We start from the raw sequence: 24,466 nt of genomic DNA, 5'->3' as shown, positions 1-24,466 counted from the left end.
GGCTACTGCCCCGGCCTACGGAAGTCTTCCTTGCGCCCCCGGTTATGCAGCGCGAGCCACTCCATAAAGCCCTTCGGGTCGTGCTGCTGGACGAGGAAGAACCAACCAAAGCGTGCGAATTCCTGCGGCAGGAGCTTGCGCATGCCACGCTGCCACAACAGGTAGCCGCGGTTGCGGTAGGTAAAGAAGCGCTTGAACTCGCCCTCTGGGTACTGCGTGTGCATCTTGCCGCCCAGAATCGGCTTGAACTCGTCCGAGCCGTCCGGGTGCAAGTACGCGCACGTGAGCGCCGTGCCAAACTCGAGTCCCGAGTTGACCAGGCGGCGGTGGTACTCGACCTCGTCGCCGCGAATGAAGAGGCGATAGTCCGGCACGCCGATGATCGTCATGGCCTCCGCCGAGATGAGCGCGCCATTAAACAGCGACGCGATCCCCGGCAGGAAGTCCCCCTCCAGCTCATCCATCCGGCGCCGCCACACGAGGCCCTGGCGCAGCGGGAACGCGAGGCGCTCCGGCTCGTTGATATTGCACACGGCCGGGGAGACCTCGTGCAAGGAGTTCGCCTCCGCCACGCGGTAGAGCTCCTCCAGCACGCCGAAGTCCGCCGGACGGCCATCGTCATCCGCGCACCAGATGGCATCCGCACCCAGCGCCAGCGCCTTCAAGAAGCCCAGCGCGAAGCCGCCCGCGCCGCCCAGGTTCGTCTTCGACCCGATGTATACCGCGCGTTCGCCCGCCATGGACTCCACGAGTTCACGCACCGCAGCCTCATTGCCATTGTCGACGACGATGACCCATTCCACCGGGTGAGTTTGCCCTACGACCTGCTCTAACGACGCGCGCAGCAGCTCCACGCGCTGGTGAGTGACGATGACAGCGGCAGTTGTTCCCGCCGCGGAAAGGGTCTTAACAGTCATGGCTTCCATTCTGCCACCAGCTTTCCGATGCCCCCTCTAGACACCCCGCGCCAGCCAGCGTCGCGCTCACAACGTGAATGAGTCGTGCCGATTTTTCAATTTTTTGGCCAACTCATTCACGCTAGGATGTGTGCCGGTGTGATGTGTGCCGGTGCTTAGAGCCCCGGGATGTCGATGATGCCCGCGGCATCCGCGCCCACCGCCGCGCCGCCGACCAGAAGTGTGGAGATAGCCGCAATCGTCACGCCGAGGATGATGTCGAGCGTCTGCCCAATCTTCCAGTCGTTCGCCACGTCCGACTTGATGGTCGACACGAGGAACTCGTCTGATGAGCCACGGTCAGCCGCATTCTTGAGATTCTCGATATCGGAGCTGCCGATCTCGCCCTTCTCCGCCTTGGAAGAGATAACGTCTGCAGCTACATCGATAGAAGACCCAAACCCGTCGCCGCCGAAAGCCTCCTTAGCTACGGCCTTGGTGATGGCGACTCCTACCTCACCATCAGTGACCTCCGACGAGGTCTTGCCGTCGGCCGCTCCCGCGACGCCGGTGGACAGGGGCAGGGCAGCGGCCACAGCCACAACGCCCGCAGTGAAACGCTTCATGGTCGTCAATCCTTGAAAGAGAAGATATGTTGAAAAGCAAAAAGCCCTGCTTGGCATGGTAACCAAGCAAGGCTTCGAAATCCGGAAACTAATCCTCGAAATTATCGAGAACTAGAACGGAAGGGAAACGCCCGGGATAACACCGGCATTGACGGCAGCGGCGCCAGCAGCCAGGACAGCAGCGGCGATGCCGAAGCCCCAGAGGATGTCAGCGGTGGTGCCGAGCTTGTACTTGTTGTTTGCGTCGTTATCCCAAGAGGACTGGTAGAAGTCGATGTATGCCTTGGAGGAAGCCGCCTTCTCAGACTTGGAGGAGCTATCCATGGCATCGGAGCTGGTCTCAGCGGAGCCGGAGGCCGGCTCGGAAACGCCGTTCACTGCACCGTAGATGCCAGCGGCAAGACCGACCAGTGCGCTTTCCTCATCAGTATTGGCGGCCGAAGCAACACCGGTGGACAGGGACAGAGCAGTAGCGACGGCAACGGCGCCAGCAGCGAAACGCTTCATGGGGAATCTCCTTGAAAGGGGGATGGAAAGATAGACACGCTCGTAGGGACACCTCCCTGCGGAACTGGTCTAAGCTTAGACCATTCCTGTGGGATTCGTAAGTCTTTTCCGGAGAAAGTAAAATCCCAGGTGGATGAGGTATGAATTAACTTAATCCGGGGGTAAAAGATGGCCGTGGCACAAATGGCGAAAAGGCAAGGTCACGCTAAGTATGTTCACGCTGTTACCTGCAAAAAGAAGGCCCCGCAGACTTCCTTAAAACGGAGCTGCGGGGCGAAGAAGGGGTAAGCGGAAAGCTCTTAGTCCTTATCTTTTTCTTCATCTTCTTCTTCGTTAAAGCGCTTAAGGAGGTCGCGCACATAGTCGCCGGCGCCGGGGCCCTCGTAGGCTTCGACAACGTCGGCCACTTCGCCGACTTCCTTGATCTCGCCGTGATCGACCCACAGGGCGGTATTGCATAGCTGGGCGAGGAAGTCATTGGAGTGCGACGCGAAGACGAGGATGCCGGACTTCTTCACCATTTCCTGGAGCTTGACGCGGGCCTTGGCCATAAACGCGGCATCGACAGCACCAATGCCCTCGTCGAGCAGGAGGATTTCCGGCTCGATGGAGGTGACGACGCCGAGCGCTAGGCGCACGCGCATGCCGTTGGAGTAGGTGCGCAGCGGCATCGCCAGATAGTCGCCGAGCTCAGAGAACTCCGCGATCTCATCCATCTTGGACTTCATCTGCTTGATGGTCTGGCCCAGGAAGAGGCCGCGGATGATGATGTTGTCGTAGCCGGAGACCTCCGGGTCCATGCCCACGCCCAGGTCGAAGACCGGCGCGATGCGCCCGCGCACGTCCGCGGTGCCGCGGGTGGGCTCATAGATGCCGGAGAGCAGACGCAGCAGCGTGGACTTGCCGGCGCCATTATGGCCGACAAGCCCCACGCGGTCGCCCTCACGCAGGTGAAGGTTGATGTCCTTGAGTGCCTCGACCACGACGGTATTGGAAGCGTTCTTACCAATCGCGCCACCGGCGGTGGAGAGCATGGCTTTCTTCAGGGAGCGGGACTTCGCGTCAAAGATGGGGAAGTCGACGCAGGCGTTATACGTATCGATGGAAACCATGGTGAGAAGTCCTTATACCCAGTAGCTAACGCGGAAGCGCCATTGGCGCATGGCGAGGGCGGCGAGCAGCACGCCGCCGATGGTGCAGGCGATCACGATCCACCAGTGGTAGGCCGCGACAGGCTGGCCAATCATGGGGGCGCGGACGATCTCCATGTAGTGGTACAGCGGGTTAAGCTCCGCCAGACGCGCGCGCGAGGACACGGAGGCGTTGTCCTTCAGCGTCGAGGTCATCCACACAATCGGCGTGACGTAGAAGAGCAGCTGCGTGAGCGAGTCGAGCAAGGGCGCGACGTCGCGGAAGCGCGTGGCCACGATGCCGAAGAACATGGACACCCACACGCCATTGACCAGCAACAAGGCGAGAGCTGGAAGGAACAGCCAGAACTCCCAGCCCAGGTGGCGCGGGAAGATGGCGAGGAGGATAAGCCAAATAATGAGGTTGTGGCCCAAGAAGAGGGTCTGGCGCCACACGAGGCGGTAGACGTGGACCGAGAGCGGCGCGGGGAGCTGTTTAATAAGGCCCTCGTTGTCGATGAAGACGGTGGCGCCTTCCTTGATGGCGCCCGAGATGAAGTTCCACATGATAAGGCCCACGGTGACGTGGGGCAGGAACGTAGCCAGCGGGATCTTGAACAGCAAGGAGTAGAGCAGGCCCAGCGCGGCGGCCATGACGCCGGTGGCGATGGTGATCCAGAAAGGACCCAGGACGGAGCGGCGGTAGCGCTGCTTGATGTCCTGGACGCCGAGCTTGAACCAGAGCTCGCGTTGGCGCGCACCCTCAATGAGATCGGCGAAGGCTGCCTTGAAGGTCATCGACTGCGAAGGAGGAATCTCTCCTTGGTCGGTGACGGCAGTCATGCGGGCGATATCGGCGCGCAGTTGGTTATTGTCATGCACGTGGCATACCCTATCGTCTCCGAGGTCCCCAGTGGGAGTGGCCCGCCGTGAAAAGGCGATGAGCTGCAAGAAACACATTCTGGTGCGAACGGTATAGAGTGGGGAAGTTGTCAGCGCGGAAGGGAAGAGTTGCCATGGTTGCCTATGACGCGGCGAGTGTTCGTGGTTTATATACGGGACTCGCTGACGGCTGGACGTACCTCAACGCGCACGCCGCGCCGCAGATTGCGGAGAAGGTTGCCTCCGGCGTCGCCCGAGCCTTCCGCACCGCGAATGCCGTCTTGCCTGCAGATGCCCCCGTGGGCGCCCATTCCGCAGCCCCTGTCGCCGGCATGCTTGAGGGCGAGAAGCACCTTCAGGCCGCCCGCATGGCCGTCGCCGATCTCGTGGGCGCGCGTGCCGATGCCGTCGTGCTCGGCCCCTCCCTGCCCGTGCTCTACCAGTCGCTCGCCCGCGCCCTCGGCCCGCTCCTGCGCCGCCAGTCCTCGGTGGTGCTCTCCAAGCTTGACCCGCCGGCGCTCTACGCCGCCTTCGCCCACGGTCCGCATGGCTCGACCGTGCGCTGGGCCCAGCCGGATCTCGGCACCGGCGAGCTGCCCGCCTTCCAGTACGCGGAGCTTGTCGATGGCTCCACGCGCCTCGTGTCCCTTTCCGCCGCGCATGAGTTGCTTGGCACCGTGGCACCCGTCCATGACATCATCGAGACCGTCCGCTCCCGCTCCCGCGCCTGGACGCTTCTCGACGTCACCGCGCTCGCCCCGTACCGTCCCATCGACATGGATGACCTCGGCGCGGACATCCTTGCCATTGACCTGGCGCAGCTCGGTGGCCCGCAGATCGCCGCGCTCGTCTTCCGTGACACCGCGATGTTCCGCCGCCTCGACGCTCTCAGCCCCGGCCAGACAGCGCACACCGCCGCGAAGCTCGAGACCCCCGTCTCCGCGGGCCTCGCTGGCGGCGTCGGTCCGCTCGTCGACCATATGGCGACCCTCGCCGGCGGCGACCGTGGTTCCCGCCGCGTGCGCCTGCGCGGCTCGATGGAGTCCCTCGAGGCCTACCTCGACGATCTCCGCGCAGACCTCTATATCTATCTCGGCACGCTGAGCCAGGTCCACATCCTCGGCGCTACCGGCGAGGCCGCCGCCGAGGCTTCCGATGACCGCCTCCCGCGCCTATCCTTCGCCGTGCGCGGCGTGCCGGCCGAGACCGTCCACCGTCGTCTCTTCGACAACCGGCTTGTCACGACGCTCGCCCCGGCCACGCCCCTGCTGCGCGACATGGGCATCGACGAACTCGGCGGCGCCGTCACCGTAGCGCTCGGTCCGTTTAACACGCACAACGACATCGAGCAGCTCACCCGCGTCGTCGCCTCGCTGGCGTAAGTCTCCCCGGCCTAGTCGGCGTTCGTGAGCACCAGGGTGCCCGTGACCTCACCGGAGTCGAGGGCCTCGTGGGCGCGGGCGGCACGAGCAAGCGGGAACGTCGTGTGGAGTGCATGCTTGACGCGGCCATCCTCGAGCATGGGCCAGACGTTCTTCACCGTCTCGGCAACGATGGCGGCCTTGTCCGCGTGGTTGCGGCCACGCACCGTCGTGCCCTGAATGGTGAGCCGCTTGTTGAGGACGACGCCGAGGTTAATCTCGCCTTTCGTGCCGCCCTGCATACCGATGATGACCATGTGGCCGTCCACGGCGAGCGCCTTGAGGTTCTGCTTCAGGTACTTCGCGCCAATGATGTCGAGGACGACGTCGCACTGGTTCTTGAGCTCTTCAGCGAAGTCCTGCTCCTTGTAATTGATGAGGATATCCGCGCCGAGCTCGCGGCAGCGCTCGAGCTTTTCCGCCGAGCCTGCGGTAACAGCCACCGTCGCGCCGAGAGCCTTGGCGACCTGGATAGCGAAGGTGCCGATGCCGCCGCCACCGCCGTGGATGAGAATCGTCTGGCCTTCCTTGAGGCCCGCGGCCATGACGATATTCGACCATACGGTGCAGGCGACCTCGATGATGGCGGCGGTCTCTTCCAGTGTGAAGCCCTTGGGGATAGGCAGCAGCTGGCCTTCCGGCACGGCGACGAACTCGGCATAACCGCCGCCGGCGAGCAGCGCGCCGACTTCCTCGCCGACCTGGCGGTCGGTATCGCCTGCGTCAACGATGACGCCAGCGGCCTCGAGACCGATAATCTCCGACTCGCCCTTAGGCGGCGGGTACGCCCCGCGCGCCTGGAGGAGGTCCGCGCGGTTGACGCCGGCGGCCTTGACCTCGACGAGTACCTCCCCGGGCTTGAGCTCTGGCGTATCCACTTCGCCCAGTTCGAGTGAGCGGGGATCTTCTACGTCTTTCTGAATGATTGCGTGCATGCACCCCAAACTAGCGTTTTCTTCCCGCCGCGCGCCGGGCTTTCGGGGCGCTGACTTGGACTGGGGATTCTTTTAGACCGTGGGTACGTACACATTCACGCAGCTAGCGAGAAAGGAGTCAACGATGGTGACTCCGCACTTGGTGATGTGGGCGACCGCGGAGCCTGTCGTGTTCGATGCAGACGATGATGCCTCGTGTCTGCGCGTGTACCGCGAGACTGTGGGCGTCGCCTCTTACGAGGAGCTCACGCGCATCGTGAACAAAAGACATTCTGATACGCCTCTGGCCCAGGTCACTGGCGCCCGACTCGTGCGGGCCACGTGGGAGGACCGATTTTCGGAATTGCGAGGCGAGTGTGAATCGCGGCCCACGGTTTAGTAGGCTAAAGCAGTAACGTTCTGTGGTCGCTTGCGACTGCAGTTGTGACGAGGAGACGTGGCAGAGCGGCCGAATGCACTGGTCTTGAAAACCAGCGTGGGGAAACTCACCGAGGGTTCAAATCCCTCCGTCTCCGCCAATATCATTTCCCCTGGTGGCTATCCACCGGGGGTTTTGCTTTGTCTAGGCTGGTCAACGGCATAATCCATTTTGTCATTTGGGGTTAAGGGACAAAAGGGCATGCGGACGAAATCTTGGAGGATTTCCCGTATGACTAATGTGCGATACACGGATGCCCAGCGGCTTAAGGCATTAGAGGTATTCGATAGAACACAATCTGCTACCAAGACCGTTCGCGAGTTGGGCTACCCAGGCCGTTGGACACTCCATCGATGGATCAGAGAGCGTGATGTACCCCCAGCTGCCCCCATTCGGCGTACGACCTTAAAGCGCTACCCACTTGCGACAAAGCTCAAAGCCGTTGAGCTTTTTACCGCTGGTATGTCTCCTGAGGCCATCGCATCTGAGCTTTCGCTGAACTCGAAAATGAGCGTCTATGCTTGGGCCCAACGATTCCGCGAAGAAGGAAAGTGGGGCTTGATGAGCGCAACTGAACGCAAACAGTCTGCCGGCATTGTTACTCGTAAAGCCTTTGAGAAATCGCTTCCAGATGATGCGGCTGAACTCAAGAAGCTGGCAGCACGCCTATCAGCAGAAAAGGCCGTGTTAGAAAAAGAACTGGAAGAATTAAAAAAAGACGACAGCATCGACCCAGCCAACCTCAGTAACAAGTTCAAAGCCATTGTGGTCGATGCGTTACGGTCTTCTTTTCCAATTTCATTGTTGCTCGACATTGTTGGTCTCTCTTCATCCAGCTTCTATTACCAGCTCAAAGCCCTAAATGGCCCGTCAAAATATGCAGAACTGACAGAGGTGGTAACCAAAATCGTCGAGCATTCTGGATTCAGCTATGGATATCGTCGCGTATGGATCCAGTTGAAGAAACTGGGTATCAAGGTCAGTGAGAAAGTCGTGCGTCGAATCATCTCTGCCGAAGGACTCACGGTGCGCTACGTGAAGAAAAGGCGTCGCTATTCGTCCTATCGTGGTGAGATTTCGGAGGCGCCACCGAATCTGGTTAAACGAAATTTTCATGCCGAAGCGCCGGGTTTATTGTGGTTGACGGATATTTCTGAGTTTCCTGCTGATGACGGGAAAATATACTTTTCGGCGTTAGTGGACTGTTTCGATGGAAAGATTGTTGGGGCGACAACGAGCCGACACCCTAATCAGCAGCTTGCCGACGACTGTCTGAAGCAGGCGCTTGAAAACAATGCACCGCCTGACCCCGCAAAACTAGTAGTTCATTCCGATCGAGGTTGCCATTATCGGGGCAACAGTTGGATTCAAGCCTCACAGGACATCGGCTTTACGCGTTCGATGTCGAAGAAGGGATGTTCGCCCGACAATTCAGCGTGCGAGGGATTGTTCGGCAGAATGAAAAATGAGATGTTCTATGGACGTAAGTGGCCCCATTGTGATGAATTAGAGCAAGCAATTCATGAATATGTTGGCTTCTATAACGAACATAGAATCAAGCTTGAGTTCGATGGATTAAGCATCAATCAACGCAGGCGCGAACTGCTACTCTAAACATTCCTAAAAAATGTCCGCATCCCCTTCTGTCCCTTAACCCGTCATTTGGGGACAGGTATAGCCACAAAATGACGTAATGAAGGGAAAGTTAAGGGAATTTTCTTCCCGTTCCGGCGACTTGGTGCCTTGGCCGAGAGGATAGGCAGCGGTCTGCAAAACCTTTGACACGGGTTCGAGTCCCGTAGGCACCTCCACTTTCCGCTGAGTCCAATAGGGCACGCGTCGCAGGCGGCTGGCAGTCCACCCTCAGGCACGCCGAGACCTCTGAGCTTCATTTCGCATCGAGCGACAGATCACACTCGATAATATCGTCATCGGGCGATATAATCGCCATATGGCTATGAAGCAACAGGACGGGGCAACCCTCGACGAGGTGGCGACGGCAGCATACGCCCACCTATTCCAAGCATTTGCAGAACCGACGAGGTTGGCGATCGTGCAGCACCTCGCCTCGGGTGAGCACCGGGTCCGCGATCTGGTCGAGCACATGGGCCTGGCCCAGTCTACGGTGAGCAAACATGTCGGCTTTCTCGTTGAGTGCGGCCTGGTGACGATGCGCCCGGAAGGGCGCTCCACCTGGTACTCGCTGACACAGCCCGAGCTCCTGCGTACCCTCATCGCCGCTGCTGAATGCCTCCTCGATGCCACCGGCACGCAGGCCCTGCACTGCACGCACCTGCGACTCCCACATATCCACCACGCGACAGATACGGAGAAGAAGTAGATATGGGGGCAGGACACAATCACGGCCCCGCCGCCAGCGAGAACGGGCACCCTGGAGATTTCCGCAAGAAACTCTGGATCGCATTCTCGATCACCGCGATGATCGTCGTTGCCCAGGCCATCGGCTCGGTCATCACCGGCAGCCTCGCACTGCTGACCGACACCGCCCATGCCATCACCGATGCCTTCGGCCTGCTGGTTGCACTGATTGCCGGGACGCTGATGCTCAAACCCGCTAACGCCAAGCGCACCTGGGGGTTCCGGCGTATCGAGGTGATCGCAGCCCTCGGGCAGTCGGCACTGCTGCTGGTGCTGGGCACGTACGCCGCCATCGAAGGCATCCGGCGACTGTTCGAGCCGCCGGAGGTGCCCGCAAGCGAACTGCTGATCTTCGGCATTATCGGCCTGGTCGCGAACACCATCGCCATCACCGTCCTCGCCTCCAGCCGCGGTTCGAACTTCAACATGCGTGCCGCGTTCCTCGAAGTCCTCAACGACGCCCTCGGCTCACTCGGAGTGATCATCGCGGCGATCGTGATCGCCACGACCGGGTTCACGCAGGCCGACGCCATCGCCGGACTGTTCATCGCCAGCCTGATCGTGCCTCGCGCGTTCAAGCTGATGCGTGAGACTATCGGCGTCCTCATGGAGTTCACTCCTAAGGGCCTCGACCTCGACAAAGTCCGCTCACACATCCTCGAACTCGACCACGTTCAGGATGTCCATGATCTGCACGCCTCCACTGTGGCGACCGGCTTACCGACCCTGACCGCCCACGTCGTCGTCGACGACGAGTGCTTTACCGACGGTCATGCCGCCCAGATGCTCCAAGAGATCAAAGACTGCGTTGCAGGACACTTCGAGGTCTCCGTTCATCACTCGACCTTCCAGATCGAGACCGAGCACATTGCCGAACATGAACCGGAAGTCAGCAAGCACAACTGAACGCAGCGCCCCCTCCCGGGCTCGTACCGGGCGGGGGCGCCTAGTGCTGCCTAGTGCGTATGTGGGGATCGATATTCAGCGTCCTCGAGGCGGAGGGTGCTCGTGGCGTTGTCCTCATCGATAATGAGGTCCCCACCGCCGTACCACGTGCGGGCGGTTACGACGAGCGGTGCTGCGGAGGTGGTCATCGCGGTATTCCTTTCGCGCGCTAGCGACGCTACCGGTAGATAACGGTGTTGGCCACTACGAATTCTGCTCTAGCCAGGCGTTGATTCCGCCGCGCAGCGAGACGACGTTGGTGAAGCCGCGCTCGCGCAGGAGGGCCACGGCCTGGGCGGAGCGGATGCCGGAGGCGCAGTGGATGACCGCGTATTCGTCGGGGTCGAGGTCGGGGTTCTCGCCGTCGACGATGCGGTCGAGCAGGAAGTGCTCCGCGCCGGGGATGACGGAGTGCTCGCGTTCCTCGGCGGTGCGCACGTCGATCAGACGGGTGCCGAGGGGAACGGCGCGGACTTCGGGGGCATCGTCAGGCTGGGTGGGTACGGTGCCTGAGGTGACCAACGGGATGTACTCCCACGTGCCGGACAGGGCGTCGAAGTAGCCGAGCTTGCCCACGAGGGGCTCGCCGACGCCGGTGATGATTTTGAGGGCCTCGAGGGCCATGGCGGAGCCGACGATGCCCACGACGGGGCCGAGCACGCCCGCCTGCGAGCACGACGGCACGGAGCCGGGCGCGGGGGCCTCGGGGAAGACGTCTTCGTAGACGGGGCCGTGGCCAGACCAGAAGACGGACAGCTGCGCGTCGAAGCCCAGGATGGAGGCCCAGATATGGGGAATGCCCAGCTCGTGGGCGGCCCAGGAGGACAGGTAGCGCGCCTCAAAGTTATCGGTGCCATCGAGGATGACGTCCGCGCCACGCAGCTGTTCGAGCGCGGTAGCGGACTCGAGGCGGCCGAAGGTCTCGACTGTGACGGCGGGGTTGAGCGCGGCGATTTTTTCGGCTGCGGATGAGGTCTTCGGGCGTCCCACGTCCGGCGTGGCATGGATGACCTGGCGCTGCAGGTTGGACAGGGAGACCTCGTCATCGTCGAAGAGAAGGACGCGGCCTACGCCGGCGCCGACGAGGTAGAGCAGCGCGGGGGAGCCGAGCCCCCCGGCGCCGATGACCGCGACGGTGGCACGGGCAAGCTTGGCCTGGCCCTCCTCGCCCCAGAGAGCCTCTTGCCGGGCATAGCGGACGCTCATTCGAGACCCACCCAATTCACGGAGCCGTCAGTGTGGCGTTGCTCTTTCCAGATGGGCACCTCGGCTTTGACGCGGTTGGCGCAGTCCTCGGCGGCATGGAACGCGTCAGCACGGTGCGCGGCGGCGGCGACAACCACAAAGGCTGAGTCCCCGACGCGCAAATCGCCCGTGCGGTGCGCGCACCACAGGCGGGCGTTGGGATGGGAGCTGATGACCTCAGCGGCGACGCGTTTGATTTCCGCGTCCGCGCTGGGGTGCGCAGTGTAGGTGAGCAGTTCGACGCCGCCGCGCCCGCCGTCATGGTTGCGCACGATGCCGTCGAAAGTGACGGTCGCGCCCATGGCAGGCGTTACGGTCGCGGCGACTGCCGCGGCCGTGTCGATGGTCTCGTTCGTCATAAAAGCGTCGATGACCAGGCCGGTGTGCTCTGCTACGTACTGTGGATCAGTGCTCATGCTTCCCTTCGAGCTGTTCAATGATGTGTCCCAGGATAGGCTCCAGCACCTTGACGCCGTCCTTGACCCCACCCGTCGAGCCGGGCAGTGCCATGGCGAAGGTCGTCCCGCGCGTGCCCGCGACGGTGCGCGAGAGTGGGGCGGTGGGCACGCTTGCCGATGCCGCGTAGAACGCGTGGGCAATTCCCGGCAAGGTTCGCTCGAGGTGGGCTTCGAGGGCCTCGACCGTCTGGTCATCGGGGCTGAGCCCCGTGCCACCCGAGGTGAGGATCACCGCGGGCTTCTCGGCGAAAGCCTGGTCGACAGCGGCGCGAATGTCTGCGTCGGGAACCACGGAAGCATCGGCGCACTCCAGGCCCTGCGCGCGCAGGAACTCGACGGCGATGGGGCCGGAGCGGTCCTCATACGTGCCCGCGGCGGCGCGGGTGGAGGCGACGATAACGATTCCGGTGCGTGCCATTAGATGGGGAAGACCTCAACTGGATCGCCGGCCTTGAGGTGCGCGCCAGCGGGGATGCGGATAAGGGCGGTGGCGGACATAGCCTGGGAAATGAGGTGGGAACCTGCACCCGGGAGAAGCTCGGCCTGGCCCATGCCCTCCGGCGAGTGGGAGAGCACACCGCGGCGGAACTGGTCGCGGGACTCGAGGCCGTCCACGTCCTGCATGATGCGCGAGATATACGGCGGGCGCGAGTGGCCGAGGACCGGACCGACGTAGAGACGGAAGCTCACAAGCGTGGAGACCGGGTTACCGGGCAGGCAGATGACCGGAACATCGCCCAAGTGGGCGAGGCCCTGCGGGCCGCCGGGCTGCTGAGCGACGTGGCCGAACCAGCCGTTGGCCTCGAAGACCTGGCGCACGACCTCGAATTTGCCGTGGGAGACGCCGCCGGAGGTGACGATGGCGTCCGGCTGGTAGAGACGCACGACGCCTTCCAGATCGGAGCGCAGGATGCCCGGGTCATCGTTGGTGCGTACGTAGGCGACGACCTCGATGCCGTACTCCTTGCACAGCGCGGCGATCATCGGGCCGTTGGAGTCCGGAATCTGGCCGGCGGACAGGTTGGCGGTGCCGATCTCGGCGCCGCCGGTGACGACGACGATGCGGGCGGGGGCGTACACCTCGACCTCGGTGTAGCCCTGGCCAGCGAGCGCGGAGATAGCGGCCGGGAGCAGGCGCGTGCCGCCGGGGATGAGCAGCTTGCCTTCCTCGACGTCAGAGCCGGCCTTACGGATGTACTGGCCTTCCTTGACGGCCGGGATGGTGACGGTGCCGCCTTGTTCGACGAAGGTGGACGGCTCGCAGAATTCCACCGGCACGATGGCCTTGGTGCCCTCCGGCACCTTGGCGCCGGTCATGATTGGGGTGGCGATGCCCTCCTTGAGCGGTGTCGCAGCCGTGTCACCTGCGGCGACCGTGGCGCCCACAGTGAGCGTGCCGCCAGCTGGGTCCGTGATGGCGTAGCCATCCATCTGGGAGTTATCGAAGCGCGGGGAGTTGTAGGTCGCGTTGATGGACTTGGCCAGGACCATGCCATCGGCCTCCAGCAGGGAACGCGTGACGACGTTCGGTGCGGTGACGACGGCGCGGACGGCGCTCAAGTGTTCTTCGTACGTGCGCATGGCAACTCCTTGTACAAGGGGGATCCGTGGGTGAAACCCCGGTGGGGACACATCTTCTACAAGTCTAGGCTTTTTCTCGCGTGTTCTCGGCTGGCATAGTGGGGTGCATGCTTGAGATTCATTACTTTGCCGCGGCCCGCGCCGCCGCCGGTACCGCCCAGGAGTCTGCGGAGCCCGCAGCCTCCCTGGGCGAGCTTCTCGATGCCCTCGCGGCCGCGCATACCGGCACCACCGAGGCGGGCATGACGCTTGCGCAGGTCCTCGAGCGGTGTACTTTCCTCATCGACGGCAAAAACGCCGAACGCGACGCCGTCCTCGACGGCGCCGCGCGCGTGGATATCCTCCCGCCCTTCGCCGGCGGCTAGCGCGCCCGCAGCGGGCTTGTGAAGAAATTCACCACGCCTGAGACGAGCCCGAGCACGATCGCGCCGAGGATGGCGGGCAGCCAGCCGTCGATGTCGAGGTGACCCAGCGAGGTATCGAGGGAGTTAAATGCCCACTCCGTGATGAGCAGCGCCGCGCCATTGATGACGAGCGCGAACAATCCGAGTGTGGCGCAGGTGAGGGGTGCGCCGAGGAACCGCAGCACCGGCGTGATGACGGCGTTGACGAGAACGAAGACGGCCGCGACGGCGAGGAACGTCGACGAGGAGCCCGCCTCATTGGTCGACCCGATGCCTGGCTCGCCCGGAGTGAGCGCGGGCGGCACGATGTCGATGCCGGGGACGAAAGAGACAACGACCCATAAGGCGAGGGCGACGGCTATGACGTTGAGTGCGAAGTTCCACAGGGCTTTCATGGGTGTGACACTACCGGCCGTCCCTGCGGACCGCCTGAGAAAACGCGCAGACTAGCCGCGGACGGCCTTCCACGCGGCGAGGAGCTGATCGGTCTCCTCCGGGGTCGTCACCGTGATGCGGATGCCTTCGGGGAAGGAACGCACGAGCACGCCCTGCTCGGCGAGCGCGGCGGCGAGTTCTGGGGTCTCGCCCGGCAGCCACACGAAGTTGGCCTCGGAGGGGTACGCGCCGGTGGCCTCGATGACGCGCTGGCGCTCGACGACGGCGGTATCGGTGCGCTGCTTCAGCTCATCCTGCGCGGCGAGGGAGGCGAGAGCGCCAGCCTGGGCCACGGAGTTCACGGAGAACGGGATCGCCACCTTGTTGAGGGCCTCGATCATCTCCGGCTGGCCGAAGGCGTAGCCGATGCGCAGGCCGGCCAGGCCGTAGGCCTTGGAGAAGGTGCGCAGACCCACGAGGTTGGGGTACTTCGCGATTTCCTCGGTGGCCAGCGGGGTGTCCTCGGCGCGCAGGTACTCGGTGTACGCCTCGTCGAGGGCGACGGTGATCTCGGCCGGGACCTTGGCCATGAACTCAGCGAACTCGGCGCGGGTCACGATGGAGCCGGACGGGTTATTCGGGTTGCAGATGAAGATCAGGCGTGTGCGGTCGGTGATCGCGGCGGCCATGGCCTCCAGATCCACGCCCTCGTCCTTGAGCGGGATGGCGACCGGGGTGGCGCCGTGGACCTGGGCGAAAATGGGGTAGGCCTCGAAGGAACGCCACGGAAAGACGACCTCGTCGCCGTCGGTGCAGGTGACCTGGACGAGCTGCTGGCACAGCGCGGAGGAGCCGGTGCCCACGGCAACCTGCTCGAAGGCGACGCCGAGGTGCTCGGCGAGGGCCTCGCGGATGGCAACGGCGCCCATGTCCGGGTAGCGGTTCGCGCCGGNAAGGTGCAGCTCGAGGAACGCGCCGGCATCCGAGGACTCGATGGCGGCGAGCGCCTCCTCGAGTTCCTCGAAGGTCTGCGCGGAGTAGGACTTCATCGTCGTATCCGGCTTGAAGACCTGCGGCAGCGCGCCGTACGACCAGTTCTGGATGTCGTTGTACTCGTCCTCCATGCCCAGGATGTAGCGCTCGATGGTGTAGCCGCGGTTATTCATGAGTACGATGATGGGATTGAGTTCCTCGCGCAGGATGGTGGACAGCTCCTGGGCGGTGAGCTGGAAGGAACCGTCGCCGATGAAGAGGACGTGGCGGCGGCCCGGCTCAGCAAGCTGAGAGCCGAGCGTCGCGGGCAGGGTAAAGCCGATGGAGCCCCAGATGGGCGAGTTGATGTACTTGACGTTCGCGGGCAGCTGCTGGGCGCTCAGGCCGATATGCGAGGTGCCGGCCTCGGCGATGACCACGTCGTCCGCGCGGAGGAAACGTGCCATGCGCGGCCACAGCTCGGCCTGCGTGAGCGGACCGGTAGGCGCGGCGGCGCTCGTGGTCGGGGCGGGCTCGCGCGGGGTGGCGGGACGCTCGGGGGCGCGGTCGATGAGGGCATCGATAAGTTCGCGGGTGGTGAGCCCCACGAAGTACTCGCCGTCAACGCTGGCGTGCTGGTCACCGAGGTTAACCACGAGCGCGTGGTCAAGCTCGTGCGTGAACGAACCGGAGTTGACCTCGATGAAGCGCGGGTTCGTGGTCACCAGGAAGTCCGAGTGCTCGACGCGGTCCTTGACGCCGGGCGCCGAGGCCGCGCCGTTGTAGGTGCCGATGAAGAGCGGATGATTCTCGGGCAGGAGGGCCTTGCCGGAGGACATCTGGGCGAAAGGAATCTGTGCCTTCTCCGCCAGGCGCAGGAGGGGCTCGGTAAAACCGTGGCGGTCCGCGTCCTGGTCAATAAGGAGGAGTGGGTGCTCGGCGCGGGCGAGGACCTCGAGGATGCGTGCGGCCGCGGCCTCGAGGCGCTCGGGGTCGGAGGCGGGCAGGGAGGTGTCGAGCGGGGCATCGGGAGCCTCGATGGTGAGATGCGTGATGTCCGAGGGGAGCTGGATGTGGACGGGGCGCTTCTCACGCAGACAGGTGCGCAGCGCGCGATCGATTTCCTCAACGGCGTTCATGGGGGAGACGCGCACGGCGACCTCCGTGAACGGCGCGATGGCCTCGAGCATATTCGCGAAGTCGCCATCCGCGAGGGAGTGGTGGAGGTTCCAGCGGAACTCCGTGGCGTACTGCGGTGGGGCGCCGCCGATGGAGACGACCGGGATGTGCTCCGCGCGCGAGCCCGCAATGCCGTTGAGAGCGGAGAGCTCACCCACGCCGTACGTGGTAAGAAGCGCGCCGACGCCGCGCGAGCGAGCATAGCCATCCGCCGCATACGCCGCGTTGAGCTCGTTGCAGGCGCCCACGAAACGGATGCCTTCTGCGTCGCGCAGCTGTTCCAAAAAGCTCAGGTTAAAATCGCCAGGCACGCCGATGACTTCGGTAATGCCAATGTCTTTGAGACGGCGGAGGAGGAATTCGCCCACGGTTGTCTGCATGCAGTGCTCCTTTCGAGACGGTGAGTGCTGCCGTCTATTATGACGCGTTGACATAAAGGGGGCGGTCTTTTGTGTGCGCTCTTTTGTGTGCAGGGGCGGCCCTCAGGTAAAGTCTCCGTGTGATACTTTCGAGTATCTGGAGACGTGCCAGAGCGGCCGAATGGGGCTCCCTGCTAAGGAGTTGACTTACTTGCGTAGGTCCGGAGGTTCAAATCCTCTCGTCTCCGCCACTCAACCCCCGGTTCTCGCCGGGGGTTGTCGCATGTGTGGGGCAAGGCGCCACGCGCGTCGAGGAACCTGCGTCACATAACTAGGCGGCGGGAACGCGCTGGGGTTAGGATCGGCTGGTGAAAATCTCGTGGCTTGGACCCGCGCGGCTCACCGCGGTCGGGTTTATGGCTCTCATCTTGACGGGCACGCTGTTGCTCATGTTGCCCATCTCGGCGCATGTGCCGCACTGGACGCCGTTTCTTCCGGCATTTTTTACGGCGACCTCGGCGGTGTCGCTCACCGGGCTCATCGTTGAGGACACCGGTTCGTACTGGACACATTTCGGCCAGTGCGTCATCCTGGCGCTCATCCAGCTGGGCGGTTTGGGCATCATGTCGCTCGCGTCGCTGTCGGGCATGCTGCTTACCGGGCGGGTGAGCCTCAAGGCGCGTGCTGCGGGCGCGGCGGAGGGACGCCCCATCGTCGAAGGCGGCATTCGGCGCACGCTCACGTTTACCTTTCTCTTCACCTTCGCAGCAGAGGCGGCCGTGGCGCTCGTCGTGGGTGTGCGCGGCATGGTGCACTACGGCTGGACCGGGCCGCAGGCGGTGTGGGAAGGCACGTTTCACGCGGTCTCCGCATTCAATAACGCGGGCTTTTCCACGTACTCGGATAACCTCGTGGGTTTTGCCGCGGACCCGTGGATTCTGCTGCCGCTGGCGGCGGCGATCATCGGCGGCGGTCTCGGCTATCCGGTTCACGCGGAGTTCCTGCGCCGCGTCCGCGCGCGGCTTACGGTGCGCGCACGCGTCCACCATGCATCGGTGACCGCGCGCATGACCTTGTGGGCATCTGCGGTGCTGGTCGTGGGGGGGACGGCGTTCATGTGGGCATCGGAAAGCCGGGGCGTCCTGGCGGGGATGCCGGCGGGGCAGCGGCTGCTCAATGCTTTCTTCATGGCGGTCTCGCCGCGCACGGCGGGCTTCAATGCGATTGATTATGGCCAGGCGCACCCGGTGACGCTCATGGGGACGGATGTCCTTATGTACATCGGCGGCGGCTCGGCGGGTACGGCCGGCGGCATCAAGGTCACGGCGGCGTGTGTGCTCCTTGCGGCGATCGTGGCGGAATTTCGCGGCCGTGATGACGTCGCCATCGGACACCGGCGCATCCCCACTGCGGCGGTGCGCCAAGCGCTGGTGCTGGCATTCTTCGGAATCGCCGTCATTGCGGTGGGCGTGGGCCTGTTGCGCGCCTTCGACCCGCAGTTCACCGCGGACCAGGTCATGCTGGAGGTGACCTCCGCGTTTGCGACGGTGGGCTTGTCCACCGGCATTACCGCGTCGCTGAGTGCGCCGTCCCAAATTATCCTGTGTTTCATTATGTATCTGGGCCGCGTCGGCCCCACCACACTCATCGCGGCGCTCGCCGCGCGCGCGGTCACGCAGCGCTTTAGCTACCCCGAGGAAAGGCCCTTCATTGGTTAATATTTTTGGTTCCCGGAAGACCATCGACATCGCACCCGTCGTGGTCGTGGGCCTCGGCCGCTTCGGCCACGCGTTGGCCCGCGAGCTCATGGACCATGGCGTGGAGGTGCTCGGCATCGACGCTTCGGACAAGTTGGTGCGCGAGATGGCGCCCGAGCTCACGCAGACCGTCCAGGCAGATACTTCCGATGCCGCCGTGCTCACGCAGCTCGGCATCGACGAGGTCGAGCGGGCCGTTGTCGCCATCGGCTCGGACGTGGAGGCCTCTATCTTGACGGCCTCGAATTTGGTGGAGCTGGGCGTGCGCGACGTGTGGGCGAAGGCAGACTCGGAGGCGCACGCGCGCATCCTGCTCAAAATCGGTGTCCATCACGTCATCCGCCCAGAACGCGATACCGGTCGGCGCATCGCGCACCTCCTGTCCGGCCGCTTCGAGGATTTTGCGGAGATCGCGCAGGACTACGGCGTGACCAAGCTCGTGCCGCCCGCGTGCGTGCAGGGCAAGCCGCTCGACCTGGCCAAGGTGCTGCGCGAGTACAAGGTGCAGCTGGTCTCCGTGCGCACGCTGGGGCGGTGGCTGCCGCTTACTGATGGCCGCGAGCTCACGGCGAACGACCTCATCGTGGCGGCGGGCTCGCCGGCGGCGTTGGAGAAGTTCACGGAAGGATAAGCTGCGGCGCCGGCTACAACTCGACCGGCCAGTGGTGGGGATACCGCTTCCTGTGCGCCCTGCGGTCGATCGATGGCCTGCGGGGCGCACGCCTGTCTGCCGCGTTAGACTGCGGGGCATGAGCAACCCTGACAAGCGTTTCCCGCGCGCCGTCTACGGGCGTGGCGAGGAGCCGGACCCGCGCTTTAGCCTGGCCAATGAACGGACGTTCCTCGCGTGGACGCGCACGGCGCTCGCGTTCATTGCTGGCGGCGTGGCGTTGCGCGCCTTCGAGCTCGACTTGCCGGACCGCGTGACCGGCGCGGTGAGCGTCGTCATGCTCATCGCGGCGCTCGTGCTGCCGGTAGCCGCGTGGTTGCACTGGGCGCGTTGCGAGCGTGCCATGCGTGAGGGAACACCGCTGCCGGGCAGCTTCGCGCTACCGGTGTTGATCCTCGCCGTCCTCGTCATCGCGGGCATCCTGCTGTACGGAGAAACCCGTGCCTAGCGCGCTCTNATCGCCGGTGATGGAATCGGCACCGAAGTTATGCCCGAAGGCCTGCGCGTCCTGCGCGCGGCGGCTGAAAAATTCGACCTGGAGATCGAGTTCACCGAGTTCGATTGGTCCTCGGCGGAGTACTACCAGCGCACCGGAAAGATGTTGCCGGACGATTGGAAGGCGCAGCTGGGTGGTTGTGACGCCATCTACTTCGGTGCCGTAGGCTGGCCGGATGTCGTCCCTGATCATGTGAGCCTCTGGGGTTCGCTCCTCCAGTTCCGCCGCGAGTTCGATCAGTACATCAATCTGCGTCCGGTGAAGCTACTCGCCGGCGTGCCCTCGCCGCTCGCAGGCCGTGAGCCCGGCGATATCGATTTCTGGGTCGTGCGCGAGAACACCGAAGGCGAATACTCCTCCGTGGGCGGCACGATGTTCCCGGACACGGATCGCGAGACCGTCATCCAGGAAACTGTCATGACCCGCACTGGCGTCGACCGCGTCTTGAAATACGCCTTCGATCTCGCGCAGCGTCGCGACGCCAAGCATCTCACGTCCGCGACGAAATCGAATGGCATTGCCATCACCATGCCGTATTGGGATTCCCGCGTTGAAGCCATGGCGGAGAATTACCCGGAAATAAGCGTGGATAAATATCACATCGACATCCTCACGGCCCAGTTCGTCATGCACCCGGACCGCTTCGATGTGGTGGTCGCCTCCAACCTCTTCGGTGACATTTTGTCCGATCTCGGCCCGGCCTGCACCGGCACCATTGGCATCGCGCCGTCAGGCAATATCAATCCCACGGGCGAGTTCCCCTCCCTCTTCGAGCCCGTCCACGGATCGGCCCCAGACATCGCTGGCCAGGGGATTGCCAATCCCATCGGCCAGATTTGGGCCGGCGCGATGATGCTCGATCACCTCGGCGAGCGCGAGGCTGCCGATGCCGTCATCGCGGCCTTCGAGTCCGTCCTCGCCGAGGGCCAGGGTTTGACGCCCGATATGGGCGGCACCGCGACTACCTCCGAATTGGGGGCCGCAATCGCGGCTCGGCTGGCGGACTAACGGCCCGCCGTGGGGTTGACGTGGGGGTGGCACGATGTGGCCCCGACCCTAGTGCGTGGTTTATGGTAATGCGTGTCTCTCGCGGTGAACGCCGCCGTGTATCTCATTTCCAGGAGCATCATGACCACCCCACAAACGCACCCATCGACCGCCCATGCCGAGGGCGAAGACGACAAGCCCCTCGGCACTTTCGAATGGCGCCGTGAATTCACCGGCCTCATTGTCGGTCTTGTTCTTGCCGCACTCATTTGGTTCTTTTTCCCGTCCAACGCCGTGGAGACTGTGATGCAGTCTTCCGGAGCTGACCCGGAGGAGACCTACACGCTTGAAGGCCTGCGCGCCGTCGCCGCCGTTACCGTCCTCATGGGCGCATGGTGGATGACCGAGGCCATTCCGTTGGCCGCCACCGCCCTTATCCCGCTCGTCGTCTTCCCGCTGGCTGGCGTGGGCACGATTAAGGAAGTCGGCTCGCCGTACGCGTCCTCGACCATCTTCCTGTTCATGGGTGGCTTCCTTATCGCGCTGGCCCTCCAGCGTTGGAATGTCCACCGCCGCATGGCGCTTGCCGTTGTCAAGGTCGTTGGTACGTCGCCGAAGCGCCTCGTGCTCGGCTTCATGCTTGCCACGGGCTTCCTGTCCATGTGGGTGTCCAACACCGCGACCGCCGTGGTCATGCTGCCTATTGGCATGTCCGTCCTGACGCTTACCGCTGACACGGTCGGCGGCATGGCTAACCAGAAGAAGTTCGCGACCGCGCTCATGCTCGGCATCGCCTACGCTGCGTCCATCGGCTCCCTGGGCACGCTCATCGGTACTCCGCCGAACGCCCTGCTCGCTGGCTACATGCGTGAGTCGCATGACATCGACCTGAGCTTCGGCAAGTGGATGATCGTCGGCATGCCGATTGCCATCGTCTTCCTCTTCATCGCCTGGTTCCTGCTCGTGACCATCTTCAAGCCGGAGATGGATCGTATCCCGGGCGGCAAGGAGCTCATCAACGACGAAATCAAGGCCATGGGTCCGTGGACCGGCCCGCAGATCGCCACCGCCATCATCTTCCTGTGCGCCGCTGTCGCGTGGGTTGCTCTCCCGTTCTTCCTTGATAAGGAGTCCGGCTACGACGATGCCATCGTAGGTATCGCCGCTGGCCTCATCCTCTTCATCCTGCCGGCCAACTTCAAGTCCGGCGTGCGCCTGCTTGACTGGAAGACGGCCAATGACATGCCGTGGGACGTCCTCCTCCTCTTCGGCGGCGGCCTGTCTCTGTCCGCGATGTTCAATAACTCCGGCCTGTCCCTGTGGATTGGTGAGCTGGCCAAGGGCCTGGGCTCCCTGCCCGTCATCCTGCTCATCGCCGCGATTGCCTTCTTGGTCCTCTTCCTGACGGAAATCACCTCAAATACCGCAACCGCCGCGACCTTCCTGCCGATTATGGGCGGCGTCGCCGTGGGTATTGGCCTCACGGCGAACGGCGACATCAATGTCCTCGTGCTCTGCATCCCGGTCGCACTCGCCGCCACCTGTGCGTTCATGCTCCCCGTCGCCACCCCGCCGAACGCCATTGCGTACGGCTCTGGCCACGTGAAGATTGGCGACATGATCAAGGGCGGTATTTGGCTCAACATCATCGGTACCGTGCTCATCACACTCACCGTCTACTTCATCGCCATCCCGGTCTTTGGCCTCACTGCTTAATCACTTTCTCTTTCTGCGAATGCCCCGCCTCGTGCGGGGCATTGCGTATGGTCTGACCCGGGTAAACAGCAGGTAAAAACATTGACTGGCCTGGCGATTTGTCACAATTCAAAGCCGTGGGTATAGTTATTCCACGTTGCACAGAGAGCACCAACCGCTCGAGGCAATGGTTAGCGCCCGTAGCTCAACGGATAGAGCATCTGACTACGGATCAGAAGGTTGGGGGTTCGAATCCCTCCGGGCGCACAGCACAAACCCGCTGGCCGCAAGGCTAGCGGGTTTCTTCGTGTTCCATCCGCCCGTGCTGCAGCGTGGGGGTAGGGGCGCTTATATTTCGGGCGCGTTATCAGGAGTGTGACGCTGAAAATGAGGCTAGTGCGCCCGATAGTGCCCGCCGTGTTCAATAATGACGGGTCTTATGCTGGTGGCCCAGCGCCGTCGGGTAAAAGCATGGGGCATTAGGATAAAGCCAACAGGCGTGCCCGGCGGGCAGAAGGAGACGAGCAATGAACAAGTGGACCCCGGGCCTCATCGGTGGCGCCGTGCTGGGCGGCATTATGTGGATTGCCACGGGAACGTTCTGGTGGCTGCTTGCAGGCATAGTCGTGGGGCTGGCTGTCGTGCCGCTCGTAGGACGCGAGGACCGGCAGAAGAATTACGCGCGCAAGAAGCGTGATGATAACTTTCGTGACTAACTACTAACGCGGGGTAAGGTGAAGGCGATTAGTTCGCGGTGATAAACGGTGGTGCGCATGAATAACGAACAGCAGGTTCTCGACAACGTAGACAAGCTCGAGGTTATGCTGCGCAGCGAGGATGAACTCGACCCCGGTCAGGCACAGGAGCTCAAGACCTTGGCCACGGGTCTGCCCATTCGGGATGTCATCGCTATTGTGGAGCGTTGCAATGCGGTGCGCGCGGCGCTGGTACTGCGCCTGCTGCCGCGGCGCAAAGCCATCGAGGTATTCGACGCCATGGACTTCGCCCAGCAGGCGGACGTTATCGATGAGTTGGGCAACGCCGAGGTCTTCGAGTACTTCGATGCACTTGAGCCCGAGGACCGCGTGGCGCTGCTCGATGAGCTGCCCGTGGAAATTGCGGACCGCCTGTTGCGCTCGCTTAATAAACCGGACCGTGACATTACGGGCGTGGTGTTGGGCTATGAGAAGGGCTCAGTGGGCCGCCGCATGTCGCCGGAGGTGCCCACGCTGCATCCGGAGATGACTGCGGCTGCAGCGCTGGCGCAACTTAAAGAGACCGCGCAGGACTTGGAGACGATCTACACGCTGCCCATCGTGGAGGCGGACCGCCGGCTGGTGGGCGTGGTGAGTTTCCGTGAAGTATTCCAGGCGCCGGATACAACCCCGCTAGGTGAGCTCATGCGGGAGGCAGTGTTTGCGACGGCCACGGATGATGCGGAGGAGGTCGCGCGTTGGTTCCTGCCGCTGGACTTCCTGGCGCTGCCCATCGTGGATGCCTCGGGGCGCCTGGTGGGACTGCTCGCCTGGGATGACGCTATGGATATCCAGGAAGAAGCAGATAACGAGGACACCGCGCGTGCGGGTGGTACGAATCCACTGCATCAACCGTATCTGTCTACGCCGCTCATGAAGCTGGTGAAGTCGCGCATTGTCTGGCTGCTGGTGTTGGCGGTCTCCGCGCTGCTCACCGTGCAGGTGCTGGCCATGTTTGAGGAAGCACTTGCAGCCGCGGTGGTGCTGTCCTTGTTTATTCCGCTGCTCACCGGCACCGGCGGCAATACGGGCAATCAGGCTGCCACCACGGTGACGCGAGCTCTCGCGATGGGCGATGTGCGCGACCGTGACTTGTGGGGCGTGTTGTGGCGCGAGTTGCGTATTGGCATGGTGCTTGGCGCCGTGCTGGGCACTGTGGGCTTTATCCTTGCGACCCTGGTCTATGACGTGAAGATCGGCACGGTCATCGGAACCACGCTGTTCTTGGTGTGCACGATGTCTGCCTCCGTGGGCGGACTCATGCCGCTGGTCGCGAAGAAGGTGGGAGCGGACCCAGCAGTCTTCTCCAACCCGTTTATCTCGACTTTCTGCGACGCGACCGGCCTTATTATTTACTTCCTCATTGCCAAGTCCGTGTTGGGAATCTAACGCCA

25 protein-coding genes, 4 tRNA genes and 1 pseudogene are annotated in these 24,466 nt (G+C 63.2%); 16 read left to right on the top strand and 14 right to left on the bottom strand.

From position 1 onward, the window contains the following. Window positions 1–2 precede the first annotated feature (2 nt). From glfT1 to wzm, 5 genes are all read right to left on the bottom strand, one after another. Window positions 3–926: a galactofuranosyltransferase GlfT1 gene (gene glfT1, locus BN9444_RS03140; protein ID WP_181734619.1), complete on the bottom strand. Its 924-nt coding sequence runs from the start codon at window positions 924–926 to the stop codon at window positions 3–5. 146 nt (window positions 927–1,072) lie between these two features. Then, window positions 1,073–1,522, bottom strand: coding sequence for a hypothetical protein (locus BN9444_RS03135; RefSeq protein WP_066485883.1), 450 nt, complete (start codon window positions 1,520–1,522; stop codon window positions 1,073–1,075). Between the two features lie 111 nt (window positions 1,523–1,633). After that, a complete protein-coding gene (locus BN9444_RS03130) occupies window positions 1,634–2,029 on the bottom strand; it encodes a hypothetical protein (RefSeq protein ID WP_066513241.1) in 396 nt (131 codons plus the stop codon). A gap of 299 nt (window positions 2,030–2,328) precedes the next feature. Further along, window positions 2,329–3,141, bottom strand: a complete 813-nt coding sequence (wzt, locus tag BN9444_RS03125; protein ID WP_066485888.1) for a galactan export ABC transporter ATP-binding subunit Wzt/RfbE — start codon at window positions 3,139–3,141, stop codon at window positions 2,329–2,331. Window positions 3,142–3,153: 12 nt separating this feature from the next. Next, window positions 3,154–4,002 (bottom strand): galactan export ABC transporter permease subunit Wzm/RfbD, encoded by an 849-nt coding sequence (gene wzm / locus BN9444_RS03120; protein ID WP_230384185.1) that lies wholly within the window; start codon window positions 4,000–4,002, stop codon window positions 3,154–3,156. Window positions 4,003–4,175: 173 nt separating this feature from the next. On the opposite strand from wzm, the gene BN9444_RS03115 reads away from it, so the two are divergent. Further along, entirely contained in the window at window positions 4,176–5,423 is a 1,248-nt protein-coding gene (locus BN9444_RS03115) for an aminotransferase class V-fold PLP-dependent enzyme (protein ID WP_066485898.1), read from the top strand. Window positions 5,424–5,434: 11 nt separating this feature from the next. On the opposite strand, the gene BN9444_RS03110 is transcribed toward BN9444_RS03115, so the two are convergent. Further along, entirely contained in the window at window positions 5,435–6,397 is a 963-nt protein-coding gene (locus BN9444_RS03110; RefSeq protein ID WP_068801404.1) for an NAD(P)H-quinone oxidoreductase, read from the bottom strand. A gap of 430 nt (window positions 6,398–6,827) precedes the next feature. Here BN9444_RS03110 and BN9444_RS03100 point away from each other — a divergent pair. The 5 genes from BN9444_RS03100 to BN9444_RS03080 all read left to right on the top strand — a co-directional run bounded on the left by BN9444_RS03100 (window position 6,828) and on the right by BN9444_RS03080 (window position 10,100). Further along, window positions 6,828–6,915, top strand: a tRNA-Ser gene (locus tag BN9444_RS03100). 131 nt (window positions 6,916–7,046) lie between these two features. Continuing rightward, a complete protein-coding gene (locus BN9444_RS03095; RefSeq protein WP_077210023.1) occupies window positions 7,047–8,429 on the top strand; it encodes an IS3 family transposase in 1,383 nt (460 codons plus the stop codon). A 123-nt stretch (window positions 8,430–8,552) separates the two neighbouring features. Further along, window positions 8,553–8,626 (top strand) — tRNA-Cys (locus tag BN9444_RS03090). 140 nt (window positions 8,627–8,766) lie between these two features. Then, window positions 8,767–9,156 (top strand): ArsR/SmtB family transcription factor, encoded by a 390-nt coding sequence (locus BN9444_RS03085; RefSeq protein WP_066513237.1) that lies wholly within the window; start codon window positions 8,767–8,769, stop codon window positions 9,154–9,156. 2 nt (window positions 9,157–9,158) lie between these two features. Then, window positions 9,159–10,100 (top strand): cation diffusion facilitator family transporter, encoded by a 942-nt coding sequence (locus tag BN9444_RS03080; protein WP_066485922.1) that lies wholly within the window; start codon window positions 9,159–9,161, stop codon window positions 10,098–10,100. Between the two features lie 50 nt (window positions 10,101–10,150). Here BN9444_RS03080 and BN9444_RS14465 read toward each other — a convergent pair whose 3' ends face one another. From BN9444_RS14465 to BN9444_RS03060, 5 genes are read right to left on the bottom strand one after another with little or no spacing between them, the layout of a single operon-like run. Next, complete coding sequence (locus BN9444_RS14465) at window positions 10,151–10,288, bottom strand: hypothetical protein (RefSeq protein ID WP_154666889.1); 138 nt, start codon at window positions 10,286–10,288, stop codon at window positions 10,151–10,153. Between the two features lie 55 nt (window positions 10,289–10,343). Continuing rightward, complete coding sequence (locus BN9444_RS03075) at window positions 10,344–11,345, bottom strand: ThiF family adenylyltransferase (RefSeq protein WP_066485925.1); 1,002 nt, start codon at window positions 11,343–11,345, stop codon at window positions 10,344–10,346. After that, window positions 11,342–11,800, bottom strand: coding sequence for a molybdenum cofactor biosynthesis protein MoaE (locus tag BN9444_RS03070; protein ID WP_066513232.1), 459 nt, complete (start codon window positions 11,798–11,800; stop codon window positions 11,342–11,344). Before BN9444_RS03070 ends, BN9444_RS03075 begins: the two co-directional genes overlap by 4 nt. Beyond that, on the bottom strand, window positions 11,790–12,260 hold the full coding sequence (locus BN9444_RS03065; protein WP_066485932.1) for a MogA/MoaB family molybdenum cofactor biosynthesis protein: 471 nt from the start codon (window positions 12,258–12,260) through the stop codon (window positions 11,790–11,792). The genes BN9444_RS03070 and BN9444_RS03065 overlap by 11 nt, the downstream gene beginning before the upstream one ends. Next, on the bottom strand, window positions 12,260–13,423 hold the full coding sequence (locus tag BN9444_RS03060; protein ID WP_066513227.1) for a molybdopterin molybdotransferase MoeA: 1,164 nt from the start codon (window positions 13,421–13,423) through the stop codon (window positions 12,260–12,262). The genes BN9444_RS03065 and BN9444_RS03060 overlap by 1 nt, the downstream gene beginning before the upstream one ends. A gap of 107 nt (window positions 13,424–13,530) precedes the next feature. Between BN9444_RS03060 and BN9444_RS03055 the strand changes: the two genes are divergently transcribed. Beyond that, on the top strand, window positions 13,531–13,788 hold the full coding sequence (locus BN9444_RS03055; protein WP_066485938.1) for a MoaD/ThiS family protein: 258 nt from the start codon (window positions 13,531–13,533) through the stop codon (window positions 13,786–13,788). Here the strand turns inward: BN9444_RS03055 and BN9444_RS03050 are convergent. The 3 genes and pseudogenes from BN9444_RS03050 to BN9444_RS15320 form a co-directional block, all read right to left on the bottom strand. Beyond that, entirely contained in the window at window positions 13,785–14,222 is a 438-nt protein-coding gene (locus tag BN9444_RS03050; RefSeq protein WP_066485946.1) for a phage holin family protein, read from the bottom strand. The two genes, BN9444_RS03055 and BN9444_RS03050, sit on opposite strands and share 4 nt — an antisense overlap. Before the next feature lie 51 nt (window positions 14,223–14,273). Beyond that, entirely contained in the window at window positions 14,274–15,641 is a 1,368-nt protein-coding gene (locus tag BN9444_RS15000; protein ID WP_267886668.1) for a histidinol-phosphate transaminase, read from the bottom strand. A gap of 219 nt (window positions 15,642–15,860) precedes the next feature. After that, window positions 15,861–16,733, bottom strand: a pseudogene (locus tag BN9444_RS15320) (thiamine pyrophosphate-binding protein); the annotation flags it as partial. Between the two features lie 138 nt (window positions 16,734–16,871). Here BN9444_RS15320 and BN9444_RS03040 point away from each other — a divergent pair. The 9 genes from BN9444_RS03040 (at window position 16,872) to mgtE (ending at window position 24,461) form a co-directional block, all read left to right on the top strand. Further along, window positions 16,872–16,963, top strand: a tRNA-Ser gene (locus BN9444_RS03040). Window positions 16,964–17,128: 165 nt separating this feature from the next. Then, window positions 17,129–18,430, top strand: coding sequence for a TrkH family potassium uptake protein (locus tag BN9444_RS03035; protein WP_196131607.1), 1,302 nt, complete (start codon window positions 17,129–17,131; stop codon window positions 18,428–18,430). After that, entirely contained in the window at window positions 18,423–19,100 is a 678-nt protein-coding gene (locus tag BN9444_RS03030) for a potassium channel family protein (RefSeq protein WP_066485975.1), read from the top strand. Before BN9444_RS03035 ends, BN9444_RS03030 begins: the two co-directional genes overlap by 8 nt. A 118-nt stretch (window positions 19,101–19,218) precedes the next feature. After that, the gene (locus tag BN9444_RS14660) at window positions 19,219–19,587 is read left to right on the top strand and encodes a YidH family protein (protein WP_066485977.1); all 369 of its coding nucleotides are present in this window, start codon (window positions 19,219–19,221) and stop codon (window positions 19,585–19,587) included. A 39-nt stretch (window positions 19,588–19,626) separates the two neighbouring features. Continuing rightward, on the top strand, window positions 19,627–20,643 hold the full coding sequence (locus BN9444_RS03020) for a tartrate dehydrogenase (RefSeq protein WP_068801403.1): 1,017 nt from the start codon (window positions 19,627–19,629) through the stop codon (window positions 20,641–20,643). 120 nt (window positions 20,644–20,763) lie between these two features. Beyond that, complete coding sequence (locus BN9444_RS03015) at window positions 20,764–22,338, top strand: SLC13 family permease (RefSeq protein ID WP_066485984.1); 1,575 nt, start codon at window positions 20,764–20,766, stop codon at window positions 22,336–22,338. A 173-nt stretch (window positions 22,339–22,511) separates the two neighbouring features. Then, window positions 22,512–22,584 (top strand) — tRNA-Arg (locus BN9444_RS03010). A gap of 260 nt (window positions 22,585–22,844) precedes the next feature. Next, on the top strand, window positions 22,845–23,033 hold the full coding sequence (locus BN9444_RS03005) for a hypothetical protein (protein ID WP_066485986.1): 189 nt from the start codon (window positions 22,845–22,847) through the stop codon (window positions 23,031–23,033). A 57-nt stretch (window positions 23,034–23,090) separates the two neighbouring features. Beyond that, window positions 23,091–24,461 carry a magnesium transporter gene (gene mgtE, locus BN9444_RS03000; protein WP_066485989.1) on the top strand — a complete coding sequence of 457 codons (1,371 nt, stop codon included), beginning with the start codon at window positions 23,091–23,093 and terminating at the stop codon, window positions 24,459–24,461. Window positions 24,462–24,466 lie beyond the last annotated feature (5 nt).

The sequence above is a fragment of the Corynebacterium phoceense genome (assembly GCF_900092335.1).
Lineage (GTDB): Bacteria > Actinomycetota > Actinomycetes > Mycobacteriales > Mycobacteriaceae > Corynebacterium > Corynebacterium phoceense.
This window is presented reverse-complemented; position numbering and strand designations above follow the sequence as displayed.

What these genes read in the sequence shown, in the direction of transcription:
- BN9444_RS03070 (WP_066513232.1), bottom strand. Translation starts at nt 11,800, where the DNA reads ATGAGCACTGATCCACAGTACGTAGCAGAGCACACCGGCCTGGTCATC.
- BN9444_RS03005 (WP_066485986.1), top strand. Translation starts at nt 22,845, where the DNA reads ATGAACAAGTGGACCCCGGGCCTCATCGGTGGCGCCGTGCTGGGCGGC.
- BN9444_RS03115 (WP_066485898.1), top strand. Translation starts at nt 4,176, where the DNA reads ATGGTTGCCTATGACGCGGCGAGTGTTCGTGGTTTATATACGGGACTC.
- mgtE (WP_066485989.1), top strand. Translation starts at nt 23,091, where the DNA reads ATGAATAACGAACAGCAGGTTCTCGACAACGTAGACAAGCTCGAGGTT.
- wzt (WP_066485888.1), bottom strand. Translation starts at nt 3,141, where the DNA reads ATGGTTTCCATCGATACGTATAACGCCTGCGTCGACTTCCCCATCTTT.
- BN9444_RS03095 (WP_077210023.1), top strand. Translation starts at nt 7,047, where the DNA reads ATGACTAATGTGCGATACACGGATGCCCAGCGGCTTAAGGCATTAGAG.
- BN9444_RS03065 (WP_066485932.1), bottom strand. Translation starts at nt 12,260, where the DNA reads ATGGCACGCACCGGAATCGTTATCGTCGCCTCCACCCGCGCCGCCGCG.
- BN9444_RS03080 (WP_066485922.1), top strand. Translation starts at nt 9,159, where the DNA reads ATGGGGGCAGGACACAATCACGGCCCCGCCGCCAGCGAGAACGGGCAC.
- BN9444_RS03130 (WP_066513241.1), bottom strand. Translation starts at nt 2,029, where the DNA reads ATGAAGCGTTTCGCTGCTGGCGCCGTTGCCGTCGCTACTGCTCTGTCC.
- BN9444_RS03055 (WP_066485938.1), top strand. Translation starts at nt 13,531, where the DNA reads ATGCTTGAGATTCATTACTTTGCCGCGGCCCGCGCCGCCGCCGGTACC.
- BN9444_RS03110 (WP_068801404.1), bottom strand. Translation starts at nt 6,397, where the DNA reads ATGCACGCAATCATTCAGAAAGACGTAGAAGATCCCCGCTCACTCGAA.
- BN9444_RS03135 (WP_066485883.1), bottom strand. Translation starts at nt 1,522, where the DNA reads ATGAAGCGTTTCACTGCGGGCGTTGTGGCTGTGGCCGCTGCCCTGCCC.
- wzm (WP_230384185.1), bottom strand. Translation starts at nt 4,002, where the DNA reads ATGACTGCCGTCACCGACCAAGGAGAGATTCCTCCTTCGCAGTCGATG.
- BN9444_RS03015 (WP_066485984.1), top strand. Translation starts at nt 20,764, where the DNA reads ATGACCACCCCACAAACGCACCCATCGACCGCCCATGCCGAGGGCGAA.
- BN9444_RS03060 (WP_066513227.1), bottom strand. Translation starts at nt 13,423, where the DNA reads ATGCGCACGTACGAAGAACACTTGAGCGCCGTCCGCGCCGTCGTCACC.
- glfT1 (WP_181734619.1), bottom strand. Translation starts at nt 926, where the DNA reads ATGGAAGCCATGACTGTTAAGACCCTTTCCGCGGCGGGAACAACTGCC.
- BN9444_RS03075 (WP_066485925.1), bottom strand. Translation starts at nt 11,345, where the DNA reads ATGAGCGTCCGCTATGCCCGGCAAGAGGCTCTCTGGGGCGAGGAGGGC.
- BN9444_RS03085 (WP_066513237.1), top strand. Translation starts at nt 8,767, where the DNA reads ATGGCTATGAAGCAACAGGACGGGGCAACCCTCGACGAGGTGGCGACG.
- BN9444_RS03050 (WP_066485946.1), bottom strand. Translation starts at nt 14,222, where the DNA reads ATGAAAGCCCTGTGGAACTTCGCACTCAACGTCATAGCCGTCGCCCTC.
- BN9444_RS14660 (WP_066485977.1), top strand. Translation starts at nt 19,219, where the DNA reads ATGAGCAACCCTGACAAGCGTTTCCCGCGCGCCGTCTACGGGCGTGGC.
- BN9444_RS14465 (WP_154666889.1), bottom strand. Translation starts at nt 10,288, where the DNA reads ATGACCACCTCCGCAGCACCGCTCGTCGTAACCGCCCGCACGTGGTAC.
- BN9444_RS03035 (WP_196131607.1), top strand. Translation starts at nt 17,129, where the DNA reads ATGGCTCTCATCTTGACGGGCACGCTGTTGCTCATGTTGCCCATCTCG.
- BN9444_RS03020 (WP_068801403.1), top strand. Translation starts at nt 19,627, where the DNA reads ATGCCCGAAGGCCTGCGCGTCCTGCGCGCGGCGGCTGAAAAATTCGAC.